Raw genomic sequence first — 24,971 nt, 5'->3', positions numbered from 1 at the left:
GTGGATTGCTCCCATGCCCGCCCATCTCGCCATGACGGGGAAACCCGGCTAAGGACTTGCCCATGAACTGGTTCACCCGCGTCCGCAATTCGCTGGGCTTCGCGCCCGAGAAGAAGTCCACCGAGAAGGATCTGTGGATCAAGTGCCCCTCCTGCCAGGAGATGCTGTTCGTCGCCGATTACGAGGCGAACCTCAGCGTCTGCCCCAAGTGCGAGCATCACGGCCGCATCGGCGCCGATGCGCGGCTCGCGCTGCTGCTTGACGAAGGCTTCGAGGTGCTCCCGCTCCCCAAGGTCACCGAGGACCCGCTCGGCTTCAAGGACACCAAGAAATACACCGACCGCCTCAAGGCCGCGCGCGCCGCCAACCCGCATGAGGATGCCTTCGTGGTCGGATCGGGCTTCATCGACACGCAGCCGGCGGTGGTCGGGGTGCAGGACTTCAGCTTCATGGGCGGCTCGATGGGGATGGCCGTGGGCCAGGCCTTCTGCAACGGCGCGCAGAAGGCATTGGATCGCGGCTGCGCCTATGTGGTGGTGACCGCGGCGGGCGGCGCGCGGATGCAGGAGGGGATTTTGAGCCTCATGCAGATGCCCCGCGCGACGGTGATGACGCGGCGGCTCAAGAACGCAGGGCTTCCCTATATCGTCGTCCTCACCGACCCGACCACCGGCGGCGTCACCGCAAGCTACGCGATGCTGGGCGATATCCACATTGCCGAGCCGGGCGCATTGATCGGCTTTGCCGGCCAGCGCGTGATTCAGGACACGATCCGCGAGCAGCTGCCCGAAGGCTTCCAGCGCGCCGAATATCTCCACAAGCACGGCATGGTCGACATGGTCGTCCCCCGCCACGAGCTGAAGGCGACGCTGGCGCAGGTGCTGGGCTATCTGGCGCCCGTGAAGGCGGCGTAAGCTCTCCCCTCCCGCTTGCGGGAGGGGCCGGCGGTGGGCAAGTGCGAGCCATGTGCGCGCGTGATTCGTTCCCACCCCAAACCCCTCCGGCAAGCGGGAGGGGCTTCCTGTGAGAGACTTCGGCACATCCGACGACCCGCGCGTCCAGGCGCAGCTTGATCGCCTTGGCCAGCTGAGCCTGCCGCAGGGGCGCTTGGGGCTCGACACCATCCGCGCACTGATGGAGCGCCTCGGCAATCCGCACCGAAGCTTGCCGCCGGTGTTCCATGTCGCGGGGACCAACGGCAAGGGATCGACCTGCGCCTTCCTGCGCGCAATGCTGGAGGCGCAAGGCTACAAGGTCCACGTCACCACCAGCCCGCATCTGGTGCGCTACAACGAGCGCATCCGGCTGGCGGGCGAGCTGATCCCGGACGCGATGCTCGCCGATGTGCTGGAGGAGGTGCTCGACGCGGGCGAGGACCTGGGCCCGAGCTTCTTCGAAGTCACCATCGCCGCCGCCTTCCTCGCCTTTGCCCGCACGACTGCCGATGCCTGCGTGGTCGAAGTCGGCATGGGCGGGCGCTTCGATGCGACCAACGTTCTGGAACCCGACGCGCTCGCCGCCTGCGGGATCGCGGCGCTGGGCCTCGATCACGAACGCTTCCTGCTCGCGCCCGAGGAAGGCGTGCCGCAGGAGCCGATGGCGCGGATCGGCTTCGAGAAGTCGGGGATCGCCAAGCGCGGCGTGCCGCTGGTGACGATGGGCGAACTCCACCTGCCGCAATCAAAGGCGGCCATACAGGGTGTCGCGGCTATCGTCGGCGCGCCGCTGTTTCCGGCGGGCCTTTACGGCGCATGGGCCGCCAAGCCGACCGGCAGCAACTCCGTGCTGGTCTACGGCGAAGGGCAGGCGTGCTACTTCCACGCCCCGCTGGGCCTGACGGGACGGCATCAGGTCCAAAATGCGGGCCTCGCGGTCGCGATGCTGCGGTTTCAGGACAAGGTGACGGTGAGCCAGGCGGCGATGAAGGCGGGCCTCGCCGCGGCCCGCTGGCCTGCGCGGATGCAGCGCCTGTCCCCCGGCCCCCTCACCGGGAGCCGCGAAGTGTGGCTCGATGGCGGACACAATCCCGATGCCGGGCAGGCGATCGCCCGCATGTTTGGCGCAGGCGCGCCCGATCCGGCCAATCCCCTGCGCCGCCTCCACCTTGTGCTCGGCATGCTCGAGGGCAAGGACCCCGCCTCGCTGATCGGTCCGCTCGCCCCCGCCATCGCCAGCATCACCGCCGTTCCGGTGCCGGGGCACGACTGGCACCCGGCGTCCGCCTTCGGCCCCTCGGCGCGCGCGGCGCCCGATGTGCCGAGCGCGCTGGCGATGATCCCGGACGAAGGCCTGCCGATCCTCATCGCCGGATCGCTCTACCTTGCAGGCGAGGTGCTGCGATTGAACGACGAGCTGCCGGACTAGGGCCCCCGGCTCCAAAGCGTTTTCATACACAGCCCGGGCGCGGTAGAACCGATGCTGCTCTTTCGCATCGTCGGCCCCCTTGGCAGCGCGCCGGCAACGCGAAAAAACGCCGCGCATTGTGTGAACTTCGCTTTTGCCAGGCAACCCACAGGAATTAATATGGAATTCCTGTAGGATTGCACAATTTGCAATGTGAACTTCGTGAACTTCGCGCGGCCTCAGCCCTCGCCCCCTGCGGTGCCCGCCGTGCCGATCGACGCATCGATCAGCCCCGCGCGCATCATCAGCCAGAACAATACGATCCCCGGCAGTGCGACAATCGTGGTGAAGATGTAGAAGTTCACATAGCCGAAGCTCTCGACCAGCGCGCCCGCCGTCGTCCCGGTCAGCACCCGGCCGACGATGCTCGCCGCCGCCGAGATCAGCGCATATTGCGACGCGGTAAACCTCAAATCCGTCAATGCGGCGAAATAGGCGACCACCGTGACCCCGCCGATCCCGCTCGCGACGTTCTCGAACAGGAAGGTCGCGGCAAGGCCCGCATTGGTCTTGTCCGCCATCGCCAGCAGCGCGAAGCTGAAGTTGGAAACGCCCATCAGGACAAGGCTCAGCAGCACCGATCGCTTCATCCCGAGCCGCGTGTAGAGCACCCCGCCGATGAAGATCCCGATCAGGAAGGCCCAGAAGCCCACGCCCACATCGTACAGCGCGATCTCGTCATTGGTGTAGCCCTTGTCGTCGAGCAGCAGGCGCACGGTGAGGTTTGCGAGCGTGTCGCCGATCTTGTGGAGGAGGATGAACAGGAGCACGAGCAGCGCGCCCTTGCGCATGAAGAATTCGGTGAAGGGGCCATAGATTGCCCGAAGCGCCTCGCCGATACCCTTGGCGCGTTCAACCACGCGGCGGCGGGCGGGCTCGCCCAGCACCAGCGCGGTCAGCATCGCCGGGAGCGCGAAGGCGGCGCAGGCCAGGTAGGCGACCTCCCACCCCGCGCGCGCCGCCACCACCAGCGCCAGCGCGCCCGCGCCCGCCGATCCGATGCGCCAGCCATATTGGGTCATGCCCGATCCGACGCCGAGCTGGTCGGGGCGCAGCGTCTCGATCCGGTAGGCGTCGATGATGATGTCGAAGGTCGCCCCCGCGATGCCGACGAGGATCGCCGAGGTCGCGACCCAGGCGATGTCCGCCGCCGGATCGACCAGCGCGAGGTTGGCGACCGCTGCCATCACCAGGACGCCGACCAGCAGCATCCAGGAAACGCGCTGCCCGAGCGCGCCGATCACCGGCAGCCGCACGCCGTCGATCACCCAGGCCCATAGCCACTTGAGGTTGTAGGCGAGGAACACCAGCGTGAAGGCGGTCACGGTCTTCTTGTCGATCCCGTCCTGCGCGAGGCGGCTCGTCAGGGTCGCGCCGATCAGCGCGTAGGGAAAGCCCGAGGACACGCCGAGAAAGAAGGCGGCGAGCGATTCCTTCTCCAGATAGGGCTTGATCGCGCTCACCCAGCCCTGCTGCGGGGCGGCTGCGGTCTCGGTCATGCGTGGCGGTCCTTTTGATTGGTCGCGAAGTCTGCCACACTAGGCAGGGATGAGAGGATGAGAAAAGAGCGATGAACGCTGCCACAACAGATATGCCCACTTTGCGACCCACACCCGGGCAACTGGCGCTCGCCGAGGCGATCGGCGAGGGCCGCGCCAAGGTTGCGGGCGGGATCCAGACCGTGCCCGCGTCGAACTACACCTGCCCCGATCACTTCGCGCGCGAAAAGGCGGCGCTGTTCGACCGGTTGCCGCAGGTGATCTGCCCCTCCGCGCTGCTGCCCGAGCCCGGCATGGCCGTGCCGCACGATGCGACCGGCCGCCCGCTGCTGATCACCCGCGACGCCGGGGGTAAGGCCCACGTCTTCCTCAACGTCTGCCGGCACCGCGGCACGCGGCTGGTCGAAGGCAGCGATGTGCAATGCGCCCGGCGGCTGGTGTGTCCCTATCACGCCTGGACCTACCGGCTCGACGGCGGTCTGATGGCGCTCCCCCGCCCCGAGACCTTCCCGGGGATGGACAAGGCCGACTTCGGCCTCGTCGAACTGCCCAGTCTCGAGGCAGGCGGCCTCATCTGGTTCGCGCCGGCCGAGGGTGCGGATTTCGGCGCGGCCCAGCAATTGGGCAGCGACTTCGACGCCTTCGGCCTTGGGGCTGCGCACCTGTTCCGGCGCAAGCTGCACACGGTGAAGGGCAACTGGAAGCTGATCATGGACGCCTTCCTCGAAAGCTACCATGTGACGCGGCTGCACGCGGCGACGATCGGTCCGTTCTTCAAGGACGGGATCACCGCCGGCGACCAGATCGGGCCGCACCAGCGCAGCGCGGTCGGGCGGCTCGAGGAAATGGAGGGCGTCGATCTCACCGACATGGCGCAGCTCAGGCGCGTGGTGACCTTCGCCTACCAGCTGCTCCCCGCAACAGTGATCGTGCCGAGCCCTGACTATGTGAACATCATGGTGCTCATGCCGCAGGCCGCCGACCTGACGCTGGTCGAGGACTTCATGCTCATTCCCGAGGCACCGGCGAGCGAGAAGGCGCTGGCGCATTGGGAGAAGAGCTGGAACCTGCTCGATGGCGGGGTGTTCGCGGGCGAGGATTTCCGCGCCGCCGAGCTCGGCCAGCAGGGGCTGTCCTCGGGCGCGGTGGAGCATGTCACGCTCGGCACGCTCGAAGGCGGGATCGCGCGCTTCGATGCGATCGTGAGCGAAGCCTTGCGGGCAGCCCCGTGAGCGCCTAGGCGCGGCCCCCATGCCCACCCAGCCCCCCCGCTCAGACAATCGCCCCGAGGGTGACCGCCCGAAAGGCGAAAGAATAGCCAAGCTGCTCGCCCGCGCCGGGGTTGCCAGCCGCCGCGAGGTCGAGCGGATGATCGCCGAGGGCCGCGTCGCGCTCGACGGCAAGGTGCTCGATACGCCCGCGACGATCCTGCCGAGCCTCAGGGGCGTGAGTGTCGACGGCAAGCCCGTGACCGCGGCCGAGGCGACCCGGCTGTTCGCCTTCCACAAGCCGACCGGCCTGATCACCGCCGAGCGCGATCCGGCCGGGCGTCCGACGATCTACACCGCGCTGAGGAATGCCCTGCCCAAGAATGCCGGGCGGGTGATGCCGGTCGGGCGGCTCGACCTCAACACCGAAGGGCTGCTGCTGCTCACCAATGACGGGGCGGTGAAGCGGACGCTCGAACTGCCCGCCAGCCGCGTGCCGCGAACCTACCGCGCGCGCGCCTTCGGCGATGTGACGCAGGCGCAGCTCGAGGACCTGATCGAAGGCGTCGAGATTGACGGGATGCGCTACGGACCGATCGATGCGAACCTCGAACGCTCCTCGGGCCGCAACCTGTGGATCGAGATGACCATCACCGAAGGCAAGAACCGCGAGGTGCGGCGCGTGCTCGAGCATCTGGGGTTGCAGGTGAACCGCCTGATCCGCGTCGGCTACGGCCCGTTCAACCTCGGCGATCTGCCGCGCGGTCAGGCCGTGGAACTGAAGGGCAAGCCGGTCGACCGCTTTCTTGCGGAGCTTGCCAGAGGCCCGCTCAAGTGAGGATCATCGCCGGACAGTGGCGCGGGCGAAAGCTCGCCGCGCCCAAGGGCGAAGCGACGCGGCCGACGGCGGACCGGGCGCGCGAGACGCTGTTCGCGATGCTCACCAGCCGGCTGGGCAATTTCGAGGGTCTGGCTGTCGCGGATCTCTTCGCGGGATCGGGGGCGCTCGGGCTCGAGGCCCTGTCGCGCGGCGCCGAAAGCTGCCTGTTCGTCGAACAGGACCGTGCAGCGGTCGACGTGATCCGCGCCAACATCACAGCGCTCGGCGCCGGTGCGCGGGCCCGGGTGGAGGCGGGTTCGGTGATGGCCCTGCGCGCAGCCGCCAAGCCGCTCGATCTCATCCTTGCCGATCCGCCCTACCGGTCGGGTGCCGGCGAGGTCGCGCTCGACCGCCTGATGCGCCTCGGCTGGATCGGCCCCGAGACGTGGATCGCGCTCGAGACTGCCTTTACCGAGGACATCGTCATCAAGGGCCTCGTTGCCGATACCGAGCGCCGGGTCGGCAAGGGGAAGCTCCACCTCTTGCGGCTGGATGCTTCCCCTGCGGCTGAGCCCGATCCTGACGCCTAGCCGCGCGGCGGAGTGACCCGGGCTTCGATCTGCGCCCAGGTCGTTTCGCGCTGGGCATCCGGCATCTGGCTGAGCGTCACCTTGTCACTGTCCGACAGTGCCCAGAAGATGTCCTGACGCTCCTTGCTGAGCGACCAGAAATAGCTCTGGGTCTCGGTCGGCCAGGCCTTGAACCCGGCCTGACGATCCGCCGGCCAGGCCTTCATCATCGCGTCCTGCTCGGCAGCCGGCGGGGTGCTGGCGGGATCGGCGGGCGTGGTCGGTGTGGTGGGTGTGGTGTTCTCGTCCCACTGCTGCTCGGTCGAGGGGCTCGTATCGGGCATCGAGGGCGATGTGGTCTGCGGCATGCCGTCGTTGGTCTGGCCGGGGCTTGTCTGATCCGGCGCGGTCTGATCCTGGGTCTGCCCGGGCATCTGTTCCTGGGCAGAGACAAGCGCCGGGGTCATGGCAAGCGCCATGGCCGAACCGGCAAGGACGAGGGTTTTGAGAGACTTGTGCATGGGTAACTCCATCATTGACTGACCCAAGCACGACGAACGCGAAATCACCTGTCAGGCCGCACGACCCCTCGCAAACCGGACCCCTTCAATATGGGGCAGCGCCCGGCCGGGGCAATCACGCGAGTGCCTGCGCGTCCTGCCAGCGGCCCGCCCGGGCGGCAAATGTGGCTGGAAGACGGCAGTCCGAAATTCGGCCCACCGCAAGCCTGTGTCCGCGGGAGCCTCGCGGCTTGCTCCGGACGCAATTGTTCCCTACCTGTTCGCATGAAGCGATGAGCAAGACCTTGCCCTCCCCTGCCACTCCGGTCGAGTCGGTGCCTGCCTATGCCGCGCGATTGAACCCGCCGCAGCGCGCCGCCGTGCTTACGACCGAGGGCCCGGTGCTGATGCTGGCGGGCGCCGGGACCGGCAAGACCGCCGCGCTCACCGCCCGTCTTGCGCATCTGGTGGCAACGGGCCGCGCCTACCCCTCGCAAATCCTGTGCGTGACCTTCACCAACAAGGCGGCCCGGGAAATGCGCGAGCGCGTGGCGCACCATCTCGGCCCGGCGGCGGAGGGGCTGCCGTGGCTCGGCACCTTCCATTCGATCTGCGCCAAGATGCTGCGCCGCCATGCCGAGCTGGTCGGCTTGCAGCACAATTACACCATCATCGACACCGACGATCAGCTGCGGCTTCTCAAGCAGCTGATTGCCGAGGCCGAGCTTGACGAGAAGCGCTGGCCCGCGCGCCAGCTCGCCGGGCTCATCGACCGCTGGAAGAACCGCGGCCTCGGCCCGGCCGACCTCGATGCCACCGAAAACGAGGCCTATGCCAATGGCAAGGGCACCGCGCTCTACGCCCGCTATCAGGAGCGGCTGCGGCAATTGAACGCCTGCGATTTCGGCGATCTGATGCTGCACATGGTCACGATCCTCAAGACGCACCGCGACATCCTCGCCGATTACCAGCGCCGCTTCCGCTACATCATGGTGGACGAATATCAGGACACCAACGCGGTCCAGTACCTGTGGCTGCGGCTGCTGGCGCAGGGGCACAGGAACATCTGCGTCGTTGGCGACGATGACCAGTCGATCTATTCATGGCGCGGTGCGGAGGTCGCCAATATTCTCCGCTTCGAGAAAGATTTTCCGGGCGCGGAAGTGATCCGGCTCGAACAGAACTACCGCTCCACCCCGCACATCCTCGGCGCGGCATCGGGGCTGATCGCCGAGAATTCGCAGCGCCACGACAAGACCCTGTGGACCGAGGTCAATGGCGGCGAGAAGGTCAAGGTGATCGGCGTGTGGGATGCGCCCGAGGAAGCGCGCCGGGTGGGCGAGGCGATCGAGCGGCTGGAGCGGGAGGGCGCGGGGCTCGACCAGGTGGCGATCCTCGTGCGCGCGCAGTATCAGACCCGCGAGTTCGAGGACCGCTTCATCCAGATCGGCATCGCCTACCGCATCATCGGGGGTTTCCGCTTCTACGAGCGCGCCGAAATCCGCGATGCGCTGGCCTATCTGCGCCTGATCGCGCAGCCGCAGGACGATCTCGCCTTCGAGCGCATCCACAATGTCCCCAAGCGCGGGCTCGGCGCCAAGGCGCTGGAGGCGATGCACACCCACGCACGGCGCACCGGACTGCCACTGGCGGCGGCCGCGCTGCAACTGGCCGACAGCGACGAGCTGCCCAGGCGCTCCGCCATCACGATCGGCGGGCTGATGCGCCAGTTTCTGCACTGGCGGCAGCAGGCCGAAACTCTCAGCCCGGCGGACCTGCTGCGGCTGGTGATGGAGGAGAGCGGCTACAACGCCATGCTCGCCGCCGACCGTTCGCCGGAAAGCGCAGGCCGCGCCGAGAACCTCTCCGAACTCGCGCGGGCGATGGAGGAGTATCTGACGCTCGGCGATTTCCTCGAACATGTCAGCCTCGTCATGGACAATGACCGCGCCAATGAAGGCGAGACGGTGACGATCATGACGATTCACGCCGCCAAGGGCCTCGAATTCGACAACGTGTTCCTGCCCGGCTGGGAGGAAGGCGTCTTCCCCTCGCAGCGCGCCATCGACGAAGGCGGGCTTGCCAGCCTCGAGGAGGAACGCCGCCTCGCCTATGTCGCGATCACGCGGGCGCGGCGGCATTGCACCATTTTCCACGCCGCCAATCGCCGGATCTATGGCCAGTGGACCAGCTCGATCCCCTCGCGCTTCATCGACGAATTGCCCGCGGAGCATATCGACAGCGAGACGACACTCACCGGCGGCGCATCGCTGTGGCGGGCGAACTGGAGCGAGCAGGACGACCCCTTCGCACATGTCGCGCGTGACCGCCCCGAGCGCGCCCAGCAGCGCGGCCCCGGCTGGCAGCGCGCGATCGCCAGCGGATACGACGCGCGGCCCGCCCGCATTCCCGAAAGCACGCGGTCAGCGGCCAGCTTCGCCGCGCCCGCGCGCTCCGACATCGCCATCGGTGCAATGGTCACCCACGCCAAGTTCGGCACGGGCTGCGTGATCGATCAGGAAGGCAACAAGCTCACCATCCTCTTCGAAGAGGCGGGCGAGAAGCGGGTGCTGGATTCGTTTGTGACGGTGTTGGGCTGAAGGCTCAGCCCGCCGGCTGCTCGGCCGATGGCGCTGCGGCCTTGCGCCAGTAGCGCGCCTCGAACGGGCGGGCGAGTTCGCCCAGCGCGTCGCGGGTGCCTTCGGCGATGCCGGTCTCGCAGTTCACGTAAGGCTTGGGGTCGACATAGGTGCCGAACACCTGGTCCCACAGGGTCAGCATGTTGCCGTAGTTGCTGCCCATCAGCTCCTCGTCGCGGATGTGGTGCAGGCGGTGTGCGGCGGGCGAGATCAGCACCTTGCCGAAGATGCCCAGCGTCCACGGCACGTCGGCATGGATGAAATACCCCCACCAGCTGCGCAGCAGGAGGCCGACCCCGATCGCCCAGAACGGCAGGCCGAGGAGGATCACCGCGAGATTGTCGATCAGCAGCGCGATCGCCTCGCCCAGCGGGTGCTTGCGGCGCACGCTCAGCCAGTTCATCGCCTCGTCCGCATGGTGCGTGGCATGGACCGGCCAGAGCATCGGGATATGCTCGAGCCGGTGACGCCAATAGGCGGCAAACTCCATCAGCACGATGGCGCCAAGGATCGCGGCCCAGGCGGGCACCTGCTCCCAGAAGACGACCAGCACGCCGGCGCGCGGCAGCAGCGAGTGTCCGGTGAGGATCGGCACTGCGATGAGCGGCACCACGATCAGCGCGTTGACCAGCAGCAGGACAAGATTGGTGACGATCTCGGGCCGGGCGCGCCGGACCGCCGCAACCAGCGCATCGCGCTTCGTGACATAGGCAAGCGCGCCGAACAGCACGGCGAGCGGCGCGACATTGCCGATTTCGGTGCGCAGGGCTTCAAGAAGGGTCTCGATCACGCGCGGATGTTACGCCCGGATCGACCAAGAATTGGTTAAGCCCGAACTTGCGCAGGGGCAGCTCAGGCCCAGAACAGCGAGAGCGGATACAGCGCGATCAGCCAGCAGATGCATCCCAGCACGATCCCCCGCTCGCGCGCGACGATCGCCACTAGGGTCACCGGAAGCAGCGACCACGTGATGACGATCTGGCGCGCGCCGAAGAGGTTGTCGGTGCCGACGATGCTCGCCACCCACGCGATGAGCGCCATGTTGCAGATCATCACCCCTGCCAGCACGAAACGGTAATTGGCGGCAAAATGGGCCTCGTGATCCTCCTCGGGACTGGCGGGAAAGATCAGCGATGCGGCGACGAAATAGATGCCGGTGACAATGAAGCCGGCGAACATCACCGGCCAGCTTGCCGTGACGAACTGGCGCATCTGCCAGCCATAGACCCAGAAGGTCACGACATCGCAGGCGACGAGAATGCCGAGCAGCGCGGTCGACCAGCCGATCCGCACATGGTGCCGGGATTTGAGGGCACGGGCGAGACCCGCCAGCGCCTCGGTCAGCGCGAGGCCCAGCAGCAGTCCGAACAGCGTAACGGCATAATCGAACTCCTGCATCGCGGGAGGGGCCTCAGCCGAAGCCGATGTCGAGGAAGCTCGGGCGCGGGCCGTTCCATTCGCCGGCGGGGACGGGTTCGTCATCCTCATGGTAGCGGCGCGGGCGGCGATCGGCGTTCCGGTCAGGGCGCTCGGCGCGTTCGCGGCGGGGGCGGTCCTCGCGGGGCTCTTCGCGCGGGGGACGTTCCTTGCGCGGGCGCTCGCCGCGTTCGAGGCGGTCCTCGCGGGCGCGGCGGGGCTTGCGCTCCTCGCTCACGGCTTCGTCGGCGTCATCGGCGGGCGTGGCAGCGGCAGCGGCCTTGGCGGCTTCGGCCCGGGCCAGCACCTCCGACAGGTCGACGCGCACGTCGTCCTTGCCGAACACCTTGATCGCGCTGCCGGTCAGCTTCTCGACATTGGCGATCGCCTCGGCGTCTTCTTCCGCGACGAAGGTGAAGGCCCGCCCCTTGGCTCCCGCGCGCCCGGTGCGGCCGATGCGGTGGACGTAATCGTCAGGGTGCCACGGCGTGTCGAAGTTGAAGACGTGGGAGACGCCCTTGATGTCTAGCCCGCGCGCGGCGACGTCGGAGGCGACGAGGATGTTGACCTCGCCGTTCTTGAACCGCTCGAGTTCCTTGATCCGGCTCGACTGGTCCATGTCGCCGTGGATTTCGCTCGAACGGAAGCCGTGGCGGTTGAGGCTCTGGTTGAGCTCGCGCACCGTGGTCTTGCGGTTGGCGAAGATGATCGCGTTCTCGACCAGATCGTTCTCGAGGAACCAGCGCAGCGTCTCGCGCTTCGAGCGCGACTTTACCGGCACCTTGAAGGCGGTGATGTCGGCATTGGTGGTTGCCGCGCGCGCGGTTTCGATGCGCTTGGGGTTGTTGAGGAACTTCTTGGCCAGCTTCTCGATCGGCGCGGGCATGGTGGCCGAGAACAGCATGGTCTGGCGGGTTTCGGGGAGCTTCGAGCAGATGAACTCGATATCGGGAATGAACCCCATGTCGAGCATCCGGTCGGCCTCGTCGATCACCAGCAGTTCGCAACCGTTGAGCATGATCTTGCCGCGTTCGAACAGGTCCATGAGCCGGCCCGGGGTGGCGATCAGCACGTCGACGCCGTCGGACAGCGCCTTGAGCTGGTCACCCATCTGCACGCCGCCGATCAGCAGCGCCATCTTCAGATCGTGGTTCTTGCCGTATTTCTCGAAATTCTCGGCGACCTGCGCGGCCAGTTCGCGGGTCGGCTCGAGGATCAGCGAGCGCGGCATCAGCGCGCGGCGGCGGCCGGCGGCCATCACGTCGATCATGGGGAGCACGAAGCTCGCGGTCTTGCCCGTTCCGGTCTGGGCGATGCCGATGAGGTCCTTCATCATCAGCACGGTCGGGATCGCTTGCGCCTGGATCGCGGTCGGCGTGGTGTAGCCCGCATCCTCCACGGCTTTGAGCAATTCGGGCGAAAGGCCGAGATCGGCGAAGGTCATGCGGTTTGTGGTGTCCGAGAATAGCGGGCAGGGTTGCTGCCGGGATTGCCGGCCTGCCGCGCGCGAAGGCGCGAGCGTTGAGGCCGCCGCGCCTTTCCCGCAAACGGGGGCAAAAGTCAAGGAATCGCGCCTTGCGGCCCGCTGTATCAGCCCCGGACAGCGACGAGCTGGCGCATCGTCTCGATCTCGCAGCGCGCGCCGGTGCGCGATTGCAGCTTGTCGCGCGACACACACAGCTGCCCGTCCTTGTTCTTCTCGACATAGAAGCCGGCATAGAAATCGCGGGCGCGGCACGCCTTTTCGAGGTTCACCGACAGCATCTTGCGATCCCTCAGGAACAGCACCAGACGGTTGCCGCTGCCCGTCTGCACCCCGGCAATGCCCTGGAGTCCGACGCATTTTTCCTTGCCGCGCTCCTCGAACCGCGGGGCCGAAGCGCGCGGCGGCAGATCGGCGGCGAGGTTCTGGCGGGCGGCGGGCGGTGCCGGCGCGATGCGGATCACCACGCGCTGATCGATGCGCACCTGCTGGGCAACCGAGGACTGGCGCAACGCGACCAGCGGGTTGATCCCGGGCCGCGCGTCCCCTCCTCCAGCATCCGGGGCGTCGGACCGAGGCGCAGCGAATTCCTCTGCACTCGCGGGTGGATCGGCCACGTCCACCGCTTCGGCCACCAGCGGCAGCATCAGCGCTACCGGCGCTGCGAAGGCGAACAGGCTGTGCATCGGCGAGGGTCGCTCTCTCCTTGCGCGAAAGGCGGATCGGTCAGGCTGGCCGGGGAACCTGCGCGCAGGCTTCGGTCGGTGTCACCTATCATCCGCGTTTGAACCATGGCTTAACTGGCGCGCGAGGGGCCAGCGAAAGGATTGGCAATTTCCTCGGCCACTGTGGCATGGAGGCAACAATGAATCACCCCGCCCCGCCTCCTCGCCCCGCCCTTTGTGCCGACACCTTCCTTGCCGATGCGCAGGCGCTGTTGGGCGATAGGGGTCTGACCACCGATCCCGACCGGATGGACGCATGGCTGACCGACTGGCGCGGGCGCTATACCGGCCGCGCGCTGGCGCTGGCCGCACCGGCCTCGACCGAAGAGGTCGCAGCGCTCGTGAAGCTGTGCGCTGCGCACGGCGTGCCGATCGTCCCGCAGGGCGGCAACAGCGGCATGGCAGGCGGCGCGACCCCCGATGCAACCGGCACCGCCATCATCCTGTCGCTGCGGCGGATGAACGCGGTCCGCAGCCTTTCGGCAGAGGCCGGACAGGCCGTGTGCGAGGCGGGCGTGGTCCTTCAGACCCTTCACGAGGCGGCGGAGGCGGCGGGCTTGCGCTTTCCCCTTACCCTCGGCGGCAAGGGTTCGGCGACCATCGGCGGCCTCATCTCCACCAATGCGGGCGGCACGCAGGTCCTGCGCCACGGCACGATGCGCGCGCAGGTGCTGGGGCTGGAGGCGGTGCTGGCAACGGGCGAGGTGCTCGACCTGATGACCCCGCTCAAGAAGGACAACCGCGGCTTTGACTTGAAGCAATTGCTGATCGGCTCGGAAGGCACGCTCGGCATCGTCACCGCGGCGTGCCTCAGGCTGCTGCCGGCCGCCACCGGCCGCGCGACCGCCTGGATCGGGCTTGGCGGGATCGTTGAGGCGCGCACGCTGCTGCGCCGGATGGAGCGGGGCCTGCGCGATGCGCTCGAAGGGTTCGAGGTCGTGCCGGCCCATTGCTTGGGCAGCGTGCTCGCCCACCAGCCTTCGGCCCGCGCCCCGCTGGGGGAACGCCATGCGTGGAACGCGCTGATCGAGTGTGTTTCCAGCGCGCAGGATTCAGCCACCTTGCGCGAGATGCTGGAGAGCGCGCTCGGCGCGGCGCTCGAGGACGGGCTGATCGCCGATGCGGTGATCGCCGCCAATCACACCCAGGCCGAGGCCTTCTGGGCTTTGCGCGACGGCATATCCGCCGCCGAGCGCGCGCTTGGCCCGGCGATGCAGCACGATATCTCGGTGCCGGTCGAGGCCATGCCCGAATTCATCCTGGCCGCCGTGTCCGATGTCGAGGCCGCCTTCCCCGGCACGCGCGCGGTTGCCTTCGGGCATCTGGGTGACGGCAATGTCCACTTCCATGTCCTCGCCCCCGAAGGCGCAGTGCGGGGCGTGTGGGAAGAAGCCGATGGCAAAGCGGTCAGCGCGCGGGTCCATGATCTGGTCACCGCCTGGGGCGGATCGATCAGCGCCGAGCACGGCATCGGGCAGATGAAGATCGACGAACTCGCCCGCCTCCACGATCCGGTGGCGCTGGCGGTGATGGGGCGCATCAAGGCCGCGCTCGATCCGGACGGGCTGCTCAATCCGGGAAAACTCGTCCGCCTGCCCGGCCAGGCCTGATCGCCCCGGCTTGCGCAGGCCTGCACAAGGCCCTAAGGGCCGCGCTTTCGGCGGGGGAGGATTTTTTCCGCTGAGGGGATCATCCACTACCGTTTCTCGGAGACTTCGTCATGGCCAGCGCGCCGCAACCCCAACTTCCGCTGTTCTACAACGACCTTCTGCCGCTCAACAGCCGCGACCATGCCGACTGGCGTGTGGGCTCGCTGACCGATGCCTCCTATCTCGCCAAGACCCACGCGATCCCGCTGACTTCGGACGAATTCGTCGATGCCCAGCGCGATTTCCCGATCGTCTTCACCGCCGGCGACAGCCCCCTGCCGATCGCGCTGTTCGGCCTTAACGAAGGCGTCAACACCTTCGTGGGCGATGATAACAAGATCACCGATCCGGTCTATCTGCCCGCCTATGCGCGCCGCTATCCCTTCATCCTCGCCAAGCTCCAGCAGGGCAGCGACGACATGTCGCTGTGCTTCGATCCCTCGGCGGGTCTGCTCGGCAAGACCGAGGAAGGCATCGCCCTGTTCAATCCCGCCGGCGAGCCGACCGAATACACCCAGAGCGTTCTCGATTTCTGCCGCCGCTTCGAGGAAGCCGGCCAGCGCACCAAGCTGTTCATGGACGAACTGGCCAAGCTCGACATCCTGATGGATGGCGAAATCGCGATCACCCGCAACGACATGCCCGACAAGCCCTTCGTCTACCGCGGCTTCCGCATGGTCGACGAGAACAAGCTGCGCGAACTTCCGGCTGCGACGCTCGAGGAACTCGCCAAGAACGGCATGCTGATGCTGATCTACGCGCACCTCTTCTCGCTGAACCTGATGCGCGTCGTGTTCGAGCGCCAGCTGGCGCAGGGCAAGGTGCCGATGACCGCCGACGGCTCGCCGGCCCCGGCGCTCAACTGATCCTGTCGCAATGACACACGGCGGGCGGGTGGACTTCGGTTCGCCCGCCCGTTTTGCATCCTGCGCCTACTCGGCAGCCTGGCGAAGTCCGTCGGCTCCGCCCAGCAGCGCAGCTTCCGCGCCCAGCTCGCGCACCAGATCGGCGAGCATCGCGGCAACCGCGGGAAGGCCTGCGCCGGGCTCTGCAAGGTGCCGGTCAAGATAGGTCGCGCGGCACACCTCGATCTGCACGGCATGCACACCGGCGCGCGGCACGCCATGCCGGTCGAGCACATAGCCCCCCGAATAAGGCCGGTTGAGCGCCGCCGGTACGCCGTGCGCCTCGAGATGCGAGAGCCCGCGCGCGACCAGGGCATTGTGGCACGAGGCACCGAAGCGGTCGCCGAGCACCACCACCGGCGCGCGCGTCTCGCCCTCGCCCGCGCGCAGCGGCGGCATCGAATGGAGATCGACCAGCAGCGCTGCGCCCCACTCACCGCAGATCCGCGTCAGCACTTCATCAAGCGCGGTGTGGTAGGCGCGGTGGATGCCCTCGATCCGCGCGGCCAGCTCTGCCGCGGCAAGCCGCCCGCGCCAGATCTCGCCCGATCCCGGCAGTCGCCGCGGCACCAGCCCGAGGCCGCTGCGCGCGCGGGCATTGCTGCGCTGACCCGACTGCAAGGGCGCCATGTCGGCAGGACGGCCGCCTTCGATCATGTCCCAATCGACATCATCCTCGGCGCGGTTGAGATCGAGCAGGGCGCGCGGCGCATGGGCGACAAGCAGCGCCGCCCCCGTCTCGCGCGCGATGGCAACGCCGAGCCGGTCGACATGACGATCCTCGAGCCGCAGCTGGGCAACCTCCGCTTCGCGCATCCGCGCCGTCACCGCCGGGGGATAGGCGCGCCCGGCATGCGGCACCGCGACCAGCACCGGCAGCCTGAGGCGCGGCGGCATGGTCAGCGTGAAGGCGGGCGCCATGTCGAGCCCGGGCACGACGCCGCCGCTGGAGGCGGTGCGCTGGGCCGCTTGGCCGGTCCGGGAGGGGCGCTCTGGTCGGGACATCGAGATACTAGCTGACGGCTTTGCGCGAGGGTGTCAAAGCCTGATCGCTCCGCCAGCGCCGCAATCGGCACAGCCCCCGATGCGCTTCGTGCAAGACGGACAAAGATTTCTTAAGCCGGGTCTGCTACACCCCCACGCATGACAGCGACACGCACCCCCCGGATCCTGCTCGCCGAAGACGAGCAGGCGATGCGCGCCTATCTCGAACGGGCGCTGACCAATGCCGGCTACGAAGTGAGCGCGGTCGATCGCGGCACCGATGCCGTGCCCCTGCTGGCAACGGGCGATTACGACCTGCTGCTGTCGGACATCGTGATGCCGGAAATGGACGGGATCGAGCTTGCCCAGCGCTGCGCCGAGATTTCCCCGCACACCAAGGTGATGTTCATCACCGGCTTTGCCGCCGTCTCGCTGCGTGCAAGCCGCGAACAGCCCGCCGCCAAGGTGCTCTCCAAGCCCTTCCACCTGCGCGATCTGGTGCTCGAAGTGGAGCGCGTCTTCGAAGAAGCGGACGCGGCGCGCATGTGAATTGGGGGTGGGCTCGAATCGCTTGCACCTTCCAGAGGGCTGCGATAAAGGGCCGCTCCGCGCTCGAAAGGGCGCATCTCCGATGGTGCGGGCGTATAGCTCAGTGGTAGAGCACTATGTTGACATCGTAGGGGTCGCAAGTTCAATCCTTGCTACGCCCACCATCGGCCGAACCGAAAGCGCCCGCCCCTCACGGCGGGCTTTTTTGTGCCTGCGCCGCGGCGCAACGGCTGTTGCGTTTCATTCGCAGCCCCCGCGCTTGCAAGCCCCCGCGCCTCTGCTAAAGCCGCGGCGGGATCTATGGGCCTCGGACGGGCCCGCACACTTCCTGTCGATCACACCTAGCCGCGCATCAGACGTGGCAAGAAGGATAGGGCAACACGCATGAACAAGATCAAAGTCGCCAACCCCGTCGTCGAACTCGATGGCGACGAGATGACGCGCATCATCTGGCAGTGGATCCGCGAAAGGCTGATCCTGCCCTACCTCGATATCGACCTGAAGTATTACGACCTGTCGATCGAGAACCGCGATGCGACCGACGACCAGGTCACCGTCGACAGCGCCAATGCGATCAAGCAGTATGGCGTCGGCGTGAAGTGCGCGACCATCACCCCGGACGAACAGCGCGTCGAGGAATTCGGCCTCAAGAAGATGTGGAAGAGCCCCAACGGCACGATCCGCAACATCCTGGGCGGTGTGGTATTCCGCGAACCGATCGTGATCGACAACGTGCCGCGCCTGGTGCCGGGCTGGACCGATCCCATCGTGGTCGGACGCCATGCCTTCGGCGACCAGTACAAGGCGACCGACACCCTGATCCCCGGCCCCGGCAAGCTGCGGCTGGTGTGGGACGGCGAGAATGGCGAAAAGATCGACCTCGACGTGTTCGACTTCCCCAGCGCCGGCGTCGCGATGGCGATGTACAACCTCGACGATTCGATCCGCGACTTCGCCCGCGCGAGCTTCAACTACGGCTTGAACCTCGGCTGGCCGGTGTACCTTTCCACCAAGAACACGATCATGAAGGCCTATGACGGGCGCTTCAAGGACCTGTTCCAGGAGGTCTTCGACAACGAGGGCTTCGCCGAACAGTTCAAGGCCAAGGGCATGGTCTACGAACACCGCCTGATCGACGACATGGTCGCCAGCGCGCTCAAGTGGTCGGGCAAGTTCGTCTGGGCCTGCAAGAACTACGACGGCGACGTGCAATCCGACACCGTGGCGCAAGGCTTCGGCTCGCTCGGCCTGATGACCTCGGTGCTGCTCTCGCCGGACGGCAAGACCGTCGAGGCCGAAGCCGCCCACGGCACCGTCACCCGCCACTATCGCCAGCACCAGCAGGGCAAGGCGACCTCGACCAACCCGATCGCCTCGATCTTCGCCTGGACCCGCGGCCTGATGTATCGCGGTCGCTTCGACGGCACCCCCGAGGTCGTGAAGTTCGCCGAAACGCTCGAGAAGGTCTGCGTGGCGACGGTCGAGAAGGGCCACATGACCAAGGACCTCGCGCTGCTGATCGGCCCGGGCCAGGCATGGCAGACCACCGAGCAGTTCTTCGAGACCGTGGCGCAGAACCTCGAGAAGGAAATGGCCGGCTGGGCCTGATCCTCACGCAATGAACGGGAAGCCGGGCGGCCTTGCGGCCCGCCCGGCTTTTTATTGTCCGCCGCAAGGGTGACAGGCCAGCCCCCGCCCGTTAAGCCTTGGGTGTGGCTGGCGAACTGACCTTATCCCCCGTCCTGTCGGACGCGCTGGTGATCCTCGGCTCGGCGGGCATTGTCATCCCGCTCTTCGCCCGCTTCCGCATCACCCCGATCATCGGCTTTATCCTGATCGGGGTGCTGGTCGGCCCGTCCGGCCTCGGCTCGCTGGTCGACGAGCATCCATGGCTATACTACATCACGATCACCAACGTGGTAAGGCTGATCCCCTTCGCCGATTTCGGGATCGTGCTGCTGCTCTTCGCGATCGGGCTGGAGCTGTCGTTCAACCGGCTGTGGCAGATGCGCCGCCTCGTGTTCGGGCTCGGCGCGCTCGAGGTGATCATCAGCGGCGCTGCCCTTGCGCTGTTCGTCGGGCTGGCAAGCGGCCTCTCTTTTACCGCAGCACTGGCACTGGGCTTCGCGCTCGCCTTCTCCTCGACCGCGATCGTCCTGCCGATTTCGGGCACCCGCTCGCCGGTCGGGCGCGCGGCGCTCTCGATGCTGCTGTTCGAGGACATCATGATCGTGCCGATCATCTTCGTTCTCGGCGCGCTTGCCCCCAATGCCGCCGATGAAGGCTGGGCGGGCATTGTGCGCACCCTGTGGCAGGGGGGCCTCGTCATTGCCGTGCTGCTGGTGGTCGGCCGCCTCGCCCTGCCCCGGCTGTTCGCGCAGGCCGCGCGCACCAAGAGCCCCGAACTGTTCCTCTCCACCTCGCTGCTCGTCGTCATCGGCGCGAGCCTTGCCACCGCGCTCGTCGGGCTTTCCCCCATCGTCGGCGCGCTGATCGCCGGGCTGCTGATCGCCGAGACCGAATATCACACCGAAGTCGAACTGATCATGGAGCCCTTCAAGGGCCTCGCGCTCGGAGTGTTCCTGATCACGGTCGGCATGAGCATCAACCTTGCCGAAATCGCCGGCGAGATCGGCGCGATCGCCTTGGCGGTAACCGGCGTGGTGGTGTTCAAGGCGCTGGTGACAGGCGTGTTGCTGCGCCTCATGGGTGCGCGCCGCAGCACCGCGGCCGAGACCGGTCTGCTGATGGCCTCTCCGTCCGAGACAACGCTGATCATCCTTGCTGCGGCGACCAGCGCGCTGGTGCTCGACGCCGAGACCGCGCGCTTCTGGCAGACGGTCACTGCGATCGGCCTCACCATTACGCCCCTGCTCGCCAAGCTCGGTGCGGTGATCGCCCGGCGGGTTGACGGCATCATGCACGTCCCTGCCGAAGACGAAGTCGACGCCGCGCGCACCATCATCGTCGGCGGCGGCCGCGTCGGCCGGCTTGTCGCCGACATGATGCGCACCCACGCCCGGCCCTATGTCATGATCGATTCCAACCCCGATCTGATCGAAGCCGCCAAGCGCGACGGTTACCGCGCGACTTTCGGCGATGCGGCGCGCGGCGATACGCTGGCCCGGCTCGGGGTCGAAACCGCGCCCGCGGTGGTGCTCACCATGGACGAGCCTGTGCTCGCCCAGCGGCTGGTGGGCAAGCTGCGCCGCGATTATCCCGACCTGCTGATCGTCGCCCGCGCGCGCGATCCCGATCACGCCGCCGCCATGTACCGCGCCGGCGCGAGCCATGCCGTGCCCGAGACACTGGAAGCCTCGCTCCAGCTATCGGAAGCCGTGCTGGTCGACATCGGCGTGGCCATGGGCCCGGTGATCGCCTCGATCCACGCCAAGCGTGACGAGTTCCGCGAACAGCTCGAGCGCGACGGGGGGCTGAGCGAAAAGCCGCTGCTCAAGACCAGCAGCTTGCGCGAACATGGGGCCTAGCCTCAGGCCGTCGCGGCGAGCACCGCCTTCACCGCCGCCAGCGCGTCTGCCGCCTTGCTGCCGTCCGGCCCGCCGCCCTGCGCCATGTCGGGCCGGCCGCCGCCGCCCTTGCCGCCGAGCGCTTCCACGCCTGCGCGGACCAGTTCGACCGCGCTGAATCGGGCCGTCAGGTCGTCGGTCACCGCCGCAGCGATGCTCGCCTTGCCGTCATTGACCGCGATCACCGCCGCCACGCCGCTGCCGATGCGCTGCTTGGCCGCATCGAGCAGCGGGCGCAGCTCCTTGGGGTCGAGCCCTTCGAGCACCTGCCCGCTGAAGGTGATGCCCGCGACGGCCTCGTCGGCGGTGGCCGCAGCGCCGCTTGCGCCGCCGCCGAGCGCGAGAGCCTTCTTCGCCTCGGCCAGCTCCTTCTCGAGCCGCTTGCGCTCGTCGAGCAGCGCGGCGAGCCTGGCGGGGACTTCCTCCGGCGTCGCACGGATCACGCTCGCGGCGCTCTTCAGCGCTTCCTCGCGCGCGACCAGCCACTGGCGCGCGCCCTCGCCGGTCATTGCCTCGATGCGGCGCACGCCCGAGGAGACCGCGCTTTCCGAGACGATCCGGAAAATGCCGATATCGCCGGTCGCGCGCACATGGGTGCCGCCGCACAGCTCGACCGAATAGTTGCGCCCTTCCTTGCCGGCGCGGCCCATCGCGAGGACGCGGACCTCGTCGCCATATTTCTCGCCGAACAGCGCCAGCGCGCCTGCCGCCACGGCATCGTCGGGGGTCATCAGGCGGGTCGAGACCTGCTCGTTGGCGCGGATTTCAGCGTTCACCTCGGCCTCGATCGCGGCGATGTCTTCCGGGCTGAGCGGGACCGGGTGCGAGAAGTCGAAGCGCAGGCGGTCTTGCGCGACCAGCGAGCCCTTCTGGGTGACGTGGCCGCCGAGGCGTCCGCGCAGCGCGGCGTGGACGAGGTGCGTGGCCGAATGGTTGGCGCGGATACGGTCGCGCCGCTCGGCATCGACCTTCAGTTCGACCGTGTCGCCGACGCTGACCGCGCCTGCCTCGATCCGCACCTGATGCGCGTGGAGGCGGCCCAGCGGCTTGGAGGTGTCGGTGACATGCGCGCGCAGCCCGCCGAGGCTGGCGATGGTGCCCGCATCCCCGGTCTGGCCGCCGCTTTCGCCGTAAAACGGGGTCTGGTTGGTGAGGATCACGACCTCGTCGCCGGCCGATGCGCTGGCGACTTCGGCCCCGCCCCTGACGATCGCGACGACCTTGCCCTCGCCGCTGGTCGAAGCGTAGCCGGTGAATTCGGTCGCGCCTTCACGCTCGGCGATGTCGAACCACACTTCGCCCGAAGCCGCTTCACCCGAACCCTTCCACGCGGCGCGCGCGGCGGCCTTCTGGCGCGCCATCGCAGCATCGAACCCTGCGCGGTCGACCCCGATGCCGCGCGCACGCAGGGCATCCTCGGTAAGGTCATAGGGAAAGCCGAAGGTGTCGTAGAGGCGGAAAGCGACCTCGCCGTCGAGCTCGCCGCCGGTGGCCAGATCGCCGGTCGCCTCGTCGAGGAGCTTCAACCCCTTGTCGAGCGTGCGGCGGAACTGGGTTTCCTCGCGCTCGAGCACTTCGGCGATCAACGCCTGGCCGCGCACCAGTTCGGGATAGGCCTGGCCCATTTCGGTGACGAGCGCAGGGACGAGGCGATGCATCAGCGGTTCGCTCGCGCCCAGAAGGTGCGCATGGCGCATCGCGCGGCGCATGATCCGGCGCAACACGTAGCCGCGGCCTTCGTTGGAGGGGAGCACGCCGTCAGCCATCAGGAAGCTGGTCGAGCGCAGGTGGTCGGCGATGACGCGGTGCGAAGCGGCGGTCTCACCCTCGGCGGCAACGCCGGTGAGGCTTTCCGACGCCGCGATCAGGGCCTTGAAAGTGTCGGTATCGTAGTTGTCATGGACCCCCTGGAGCACGGCCGCGACGCGTTCGATCCCCATGCCGGTATCGATCGAAGGCTTGGGCAGGTCGATCCGGGTGCCGCCGGCCTGCTGCTCGTATTGCATGAACACGAGGTTCCAGATCTCGACGAAGCGGTCGCCGTCTTCATCGGGGCTCCCGGGAGGTCCGCCGAAGATGTGATCGCCGTGGTCGTAGAAGATTTCCGAGCAGGGCCCGCAAGGGCCGGTATCGCCCATCGACCAGAAATTGTCCGAGGTCGGGATGCGGATAATGCGGTCTTCGGGGAGCCCGGCGATCTTCTTCCACAGATCGAAGGCCTCGTCATCCGTGTGGTAGACGGTGACGGTGAGCCGGTCCTTGGGCAGGCCCCACTCGCTGGTCAGCAGCGTCCAGGCGTGGGTGATCGCCTGCTCCTTGAAATAATCGCCGAAGGAAAAATTCCCCAGCATCTCGAAGAAGGTGTGGTGCCGCGCGGTATAGCCGACATTGTCGAGGTCATTGTGCTTGCCCCCGGCGCGCACGCATTTCTGGGCCGAGGCCGCGCGCGGTGAGGGCGGCGTTTCGAGCCCGGTGAAGACATTCTTGAACGGCACCATCCCGGCATTGACGAACATCAGGGAGGGATCGTTGTAGGGCACGAGCGGCGCGCTCGGGGTCGCGGCGTGGCCGGCCTTGCTGAAATAGTCGAGGAAGGAGCGGCGGATTTCGTTGGTCGACGTCATGGCCGTGCAGTTAGGCAAAGCGAAGGGCTAAGGCAATGGAGCGCGCGCAATCGAGGGCGCTGGCCGGGACGCAGGAGCCCGGAAACCCGGATAAGCGATAGGCCCCGGACGCGAAAGGCCGGTGCGTGCCTGGGGAGAGCACGCACCGGCGTTCCGCTTGTCCGGGCGCTATTGGGGACAGCCGGGCCGGAGCGGGACACTCCGGACGCAGGCAGCGCCCGCTTGGGAATCACATGTCCGTATCCGCGTCCGGCCCGGTCATCATCTCCCCGGCGACCTGATCGGTGCGGCTGCGGATCGCAGCTTCCAACCGGTCGCAAACTTCAGGATTGTCCTTTAGATAGGTCTTGGCGTTCTCGCGCCCCTGCCCGATGCGGATCGAATCGTAGGAGAACCAGCTCCCCGATTTCTCGACGAGGCCCGCCTTGACCCCGAGATCGAGGATCTCGCCGATCTTGGAGATGCCCTCGCCATACATGATGTCGAATTCGACCTGCTTGAAGGGCGGCGCCACCTTGTTCTTGACGACCTTCACCCGGGTGGTGTTGCCGGTGATTTCGTCGCGTTCCTTGATCTGGCCGGTGCGGCGGATGTCGAGACGCACCGAGGCGTAGAACTTGAGCGCATTGCCGCCGGTGGTGGTTTCCGGGTTCCCGTACATGACCCCGATCTTCATGCGCAGCTGGTTGATGAAGATCACCATGCAGCGCGAGCGGCTGATCGAGCCGGTGAGCTTGCGCAGCGATTGGCTCATCAGGCGCGCCTGGAGGCCAACGTGGCTGTCACCCATCTCGCCTTCGATTTCCGCACGCGGCACCAGCGCCGCGACCGAATCGACCACCAGCACATCGATCGCGTTCGAGCGCACCAGCGTGTCGGTGATCTCCAGCGCCTGTTCACCGGTATCGGGCTGCGAGACGATCAGCTCATCGATGTCGACGCCGAGCTTGCGGGCATAAACCGGATCGAGTGCGTGTTCGGCGTCAACGAAGGCAGCGGTGCCACCCGCCTTCTGCGCTTCGGCGATGACGTGCAGCGCCAGCGTGGTCTTGCCCGAGCTTTCCGGGCCATAAACCTCGATCACCCGGCCGCGCGGCAGGCCGCCGATGCCAAGCGCGATATCGAGGCCCAGCGAGCCGGTGGAGATCGCTTCGACCTGCATCGTCTCCTTCGAGCCCAGCTTCATCGCCGAACCCTTGCCGAAAGCCCGATCGATCTGCGCGAGAGCTGCTTCCAGAGCCTTTTGACGGTCCACGGCCTTCTTGTCCTCTTCCACCAATTTCAATTGGGTAGCCATCGCACGCGCTCCTTCGCTTGCCTAGAGGCAGAAAGCAGTTTTCCGCCGCCTGTTAAGGAGCATGTATCGCATTTGTTCTCATGGAACAAGTAGGGAACATAAAATTATTTGGGGTGTATCCCCTTGACATACGTAACGCGGTCGGCATATGAATTTGCATGACGAAGCCGCTCA

At 67.2% G+C, this 24,971-nt stretch carries 20 protein-coding genes and 1 tRNA gene; 12 read left to right on the top strand and 9 right to left on the bottom strand.

The genetic code is table 11. From position 1 onward, the window contains the following. Positions 1-62 precede the first annotated feature (62 nt). Positions 63-914: an acetyl-CoA carboxylase, carboxyltransferase subunit beta gene (gene accD / locus D620_RS0108340; protein WP_017665344.1), complete on the top strand. Its 852-nt coding sequence runs from the start codon at positions 63-65 to the stop codon at positions 912-914. Between the two features lie 109 nt (positions 915-1,023). Then, positions 1,024-2,364: a bifunctional folylpolyglutamate synthase/dihydrofolate synthase gene (locus D620_RS0108335; RefSeq protein WP_017665343.1), complete on the top strand. Its 1,341-nt coding sequence runs from the start codon at positions 1,024-1,026 to the stop codon at positions 2,362-2,364. Between the two features lie 218 nt (positions 2,365-2,582). Here D620_RS0108335 and D620_RS0108330 read toward each other — a convergent pair whose 3' ends face one another. After that, positions 2,583-3,902 (bottom strand): AmpG family muropeptide MFS transporter, encoded by a 1,320-nt coding sequence (locus tag D620_RS0108330; RefSeq protein ID WP_017665342.1) that lies wholly within the window; start codon positions 3,900-3,902, stop codon positions 2,583-2,585. A gap of 92 nt (positions 3,903-3,994) precedes the next feature. Here D620_RS0108330 and D620_RS0108325 point away from each other — a divergent pair, with 92 nt between their 5' ends. Genes D620_RS0108325 through rsmD form a run of 3 tightly spaced genes read left to right on the top strand, consistent with a single transcriptional unit; the run spans position 3,995 to position 6,520 of the window. Continuing rightward, the gene (locus D620_RS0108325) at positions 3,995-5,134 is read left to right on the top strand and encodes an aromatic ring-hydroxylating oxygenase subunit alpha (RefSeq protein ID WP_033376512.1); all 1,140 of its coding nucleotides are present in this window, start codon (positions 3,995-3,997) and stop codon (positions 5,132-5,134) included. Between the two features lie 19 nt (positions 5,135-5,153). Next, positions 5,154-5,948 (top strand): pseudouridine synthase, encoded by a 795-nt coding sequence (locus tag D620_RS0108320; protein WP_017665340.1) that lies wholly within the window; start codon positions 5,154-5,156, stop codon positions 5,946-5,948. Then, positions 5,945-6,520 (top strand): 16S rRNA (guanine(966)-N(2))-methyltransferase RsmD, encoded by a 576-nt coding sequence (gene rsmD / locus D620_RS0108315; RefSeq protein ID WP_017665339.1) that lies wholly within the window; start codon positions 5,945-5,947, stop codon positions 6,518-6,520. The genes D620_RS0108320 and rsmD overlap by 4 nt, the downstream gene beginning before the upstream one ends. Here the strand turns inward: rsmD and D620_RS15770 are convergent. Next, entirely contained in the window at positions 6,517-7,020 is a 504-nt protein-coding gene (locus D620_RS15770; RefSeq protein ID WP_051020574.1) for a hypothetical protein, read from the bottom strand. The two genes, rsmD and D620_RS15770, sit on opposite strands and share 4 nt — an antisense overlap. A gap of 272 nt (positions 7,021-7,292) precedes the next feature. On the opposite strand from D620_RS15770, the gene D620_RS0108305 reads away from it, so the two are divergent. Then, positions 7,293-9,599, top strand: coding sequence for an ATP-dependent helicase (locus D620_RS0108305; RefSeq protein WP_017665337.1), 2,307 nt, complete (start codon positions 7,293-7,295; stop codon positions 9,597-9,599). A gap of 4 nt (positions 9,600-9,603) precedes the next feature. On the opposite strand, the gene D620_RS0108300 is transcribed toward D620_RS0108305, so the two are convergent. The 4 genes from D620_RS0108300 to D620_RS14955 form a co-directional block, all read right to left on the bottom strand. After that, positions 9,604-10,428 carry a sterol desaturase family protein gene (locus D620_RS0108300; protein ID WP_017665336.1) on the bottom strand — a complete coding sequence of 275 codons (825 nt, stop codon included), beginning with the start codon at positions 10,426-10,428 and terminating at the stop codon, positions 9,604-9,606. A gap of 62 nt (positions 10,429-10,490) precedes the next feature. Beyond that, positions 10,491-11,036 (bottom strand): hypothetical protein, encoded by a 546-nt coding sequence (locus D620_RS0108295; protein WP_017665335.1) that lies wholly within the window; start codon positions 11,034-11,036, stop codon positions 10,491-10,493. Between the two features lie 13 nt (positions 11,037-11,049). Continuing rightward, positions 11,050-12,498: a DEAD/DEAH box helicase gene (locus tag D620_RS0108290; protein WP_017665334.1), complete on the bottom strand. Its 1,449-nt coding sequence runs from the start codon at positions 12,496-12,498 to the stop codon at positions 11,050-11,052. Positions 12,499-12,644: 146 nt separating this feature from the next. Then, positions 12,645-13,223, bottom strand: coding sequence for a hypothetical protein (locus tag D620_RS14955; protein ID WP_017665333.1), 579 nt, complete (start codon positions 13,221-13,223; stop codon positions 12,645-12,647). A gap of 179 nt (positions 13,224-13,402) precedes the next feature. Here D620_RS14955 and D620_RS0108280 point away from each other — a divergent pair, with 179 nt between their 5' ends. Beyond that, positions 13,403-14,872: an FAD-binding oxidoreductase gene (locus D620_RS0108280; protein WP_017665332.1), complete on the top strand. Its 1,470-nt coding sequence runs from the start codon at positions 13,403-13,405 to the stop codon at positions 14,870-14,872. 110 nt (positions 14,873-14,982) lie between these two features. Then, positions 14,983-15,777: a SapC family protein gene (locus D620_RS0108275; protein ID WP_017665331.1), complete on the top strand. Its 795-nt coding sequence runs from the start codon at positions 14,983-14,985 to the stop codon at positions 15,775-15,777. A gap of 66 nt (positions 15,778-15,843) precedes the next feature. Here D620_RS0108275 and D620_RS0108270 read toward each other — a convergent pair whose 3' ends face one another. Next, positions 15,844-16,821, bottom strand: coding sequence for an N-formylglutamate amidohydrolase (locus tag D620_RS0108270; RefSeq protein ID WP_155800083.1), 978 nt, complete (start codon positions 16,819-16,821; stop codon positions 15,844-15,846). Positions 16,822-16,959: 138 nt separating this feature from the next. Between D620_RS0108270 and cpdR the strand changes: the two genes are divergently transcribed. From cpdR to D620_RS0108250, 4 genes are all read left to right on the top strand, one after another. Continuing rightward, a complete protein-coding gene (gene cpdR, locus D620_RS0108265) occupies positions 16,960-17,349 on the top strand; it encodes a cell cycle two-component system response regulator CpdR (protein WP_017665329.1) in 390 nt (129 codons plus the stop codon). An 89-nt stretch (positions 17,350-17,438) separates the two neighbouring features. Beyond that, a tRNA-Val gene (locus D620_RS0108260) sits at positions 17,439-17,513 on the top strand. A gap of 220 nt (positions 17,514-17,733) precedes the next feature. Continuing rightward, entirely contained in the window at positions 17,734-18,957 is a 1,224-nt protein-coding gene (locus D620_RS0108255; RefSeq protein WP_017665328.1) for an NADP-dependent isocitrate dehydrogenase, read from the top strand. A gap of 104 nt (positions 18,958-19,061) precedes the next feature. Beyond that, complete coding sequence (locus D620_RS0108250) at positions 19,062-20,837, top strand: cation:proton antiporter (protein WP_017665327.1); 1,776 nt, start codon at positions 19,062-19,064, stop codon at positions 20,835-20,837. 2 nt (positions 20,838-20,839) lie between these two features. Here D620_RS0108250 and alaS read toward each other — a convergent pair whose 3' ends face one another. Further along, a complete protein-coding gene (alaS, locus tag D620_RS0108245) occupies positions 20,840-23,500 on the bottom strand; it encodes an alanine--tRNA ligase (RefSeq protein ID WP_017665326.1) in 2,661 nt (886 codons plus the stop codon). A 229-nt stretch (positions 23,501-23,729) separates the two neighbouring features. Continuing rightward, positions 23,730-24,797, bottom strand: coding sequence for a recombinase RecA (gene recA / locus D620_RS0108240; protein ID WP_026092051.1), 1,068 nt, complete (start codon positions 24,795-24,797; stop codon positions 23,730-23,732). Positions 24,798-24,971: the final 174 nt, after the last annotated feature.

The sequence above is a fragment of the Porphyrobacter sp. AAP82 genome (assembly GCF_000331285.1).
Classification (GTDB): domain Bacteria; phylum Pseudomonadota; class Alphaproteobacteria; order Sphingomonadales; family Sphingomonadaceae; genus Erythrobacter.
The sequence above is the reverse complement of the archived record's forward strand: the minus strand, read 5'-3'. Positions and strand labels throughout refer to the sequence as shown.

Bases quoted from the DNA above. Each gene is read 5' to 3' on its own strand.
- accD (WP_017665344.1), top strand. From the start codon at position 63: ATGAACTGGTTCACCCGCGTCCGCAATTCGCTGGGCTTCGCGCCCGAG.
- D620_RS0108330 (WP_017665342.1), bottom strand. From the start codon at position 3,902: ATGACCGAGACCGCAGCCGCCCCGCAGCAGGGCTGGGTGAGCGCGATC.
- D620_RS0108325 (WP_033376512.1), top strand. From the start codon at position 3,995: ATGCCCACTTTGCGACCCACACCCGGGCAACTGGCGCTCGCCGAGGCG.
- D620_RS0108320 (WP_017665340.1), top strand. From the start codon at position 5,154: ATGCCCACCCAGCCCCCCCGCTCAGACAATCGCCCCGAGGGTGACCGC.
- D620_RS15770 (WP_051020574.1), bottom strand. From the start codon at position 7,020: ATGCACAAGTCTCTCAAAACCCTCGTCCTTGCCGGTTCGGCCATGGCG.
- D620_RS0108305 (WP_017665337.1), top strand. From the start codon at position 7,293: ATGAGCAAGACCTTGCCCTCCCCTGCCACTCCGGTCGAGTCGGTGCCT.
- D620_RS0108295 (WP_017665335.1), bottom strand. From the start codon at position 11,036: ATGCAGGAGTTCGATTATGCCGTTACGCTGTTCGGACTGCTGCTGGGC.
- D620_RS0108290 (WP_017665334.1), bottom strand. From the start codon at position 12,498: ATGACCTTCGCCGATCTCGGCCTTTCGCCCGAATTGCTCAAAGCCGTG.
- D620_RS14955 (WP_017665333.1), bottom strand. From the start codon at position 13,223: ATGCACAGCCTGTTCGCCTTCGCAGCGCCGGTAGCGCTGATGCTGCCG.
- D620_RS0108280 (WP_017665332.1), top strand. From the start codon at position 13,403: ATGAATCACCCCGCCCCGCCTCCTCGCCCCGCCCTTTGTGCCGACACC.
- D620_RS0108275 (WP_017665331.1), top strand. From the start codon at position 14,983: ATGGCCAGCGCGCCGCAACCCCAACTTCCGCTGTTCTACAACGACCTT.
- D620_RS0108270 (WP_155800083.1), bottom strand. From the start codon at position 16,821: ATGTCCCGACCAGAGCGCCCCTCCCGGACCGGCCAAGCGGCCCAGCGC.
- cpdR (WP_017665329.1), top strand. From the start codon at position 16,960: ATGACAGCGACACGCACCCCCCGGATCCTGCTCGCCGAAGACGAGCAG.
- D620_RS0108255 (WP_017665328.1), top strand. From the start codon at position 17,734: ATGAACAAGATCAAAGTCGCCAACCCCGTCGTCGAACTCGATGGCGAC.
- alaS (WP_017665326.1), bottom strand. From the start codon at position 23,500: ATGACGTCGACCAACGAAATCCGCCGCTCCTTCCTCGACTATTTCAGC.
- recA (WP_026092051.1), bottom strand. From the start codon at position 24,797: ATGGCTACCCAATTGAAATTGGTGGAAGAGGACAAGAAGGCCGTGGAC.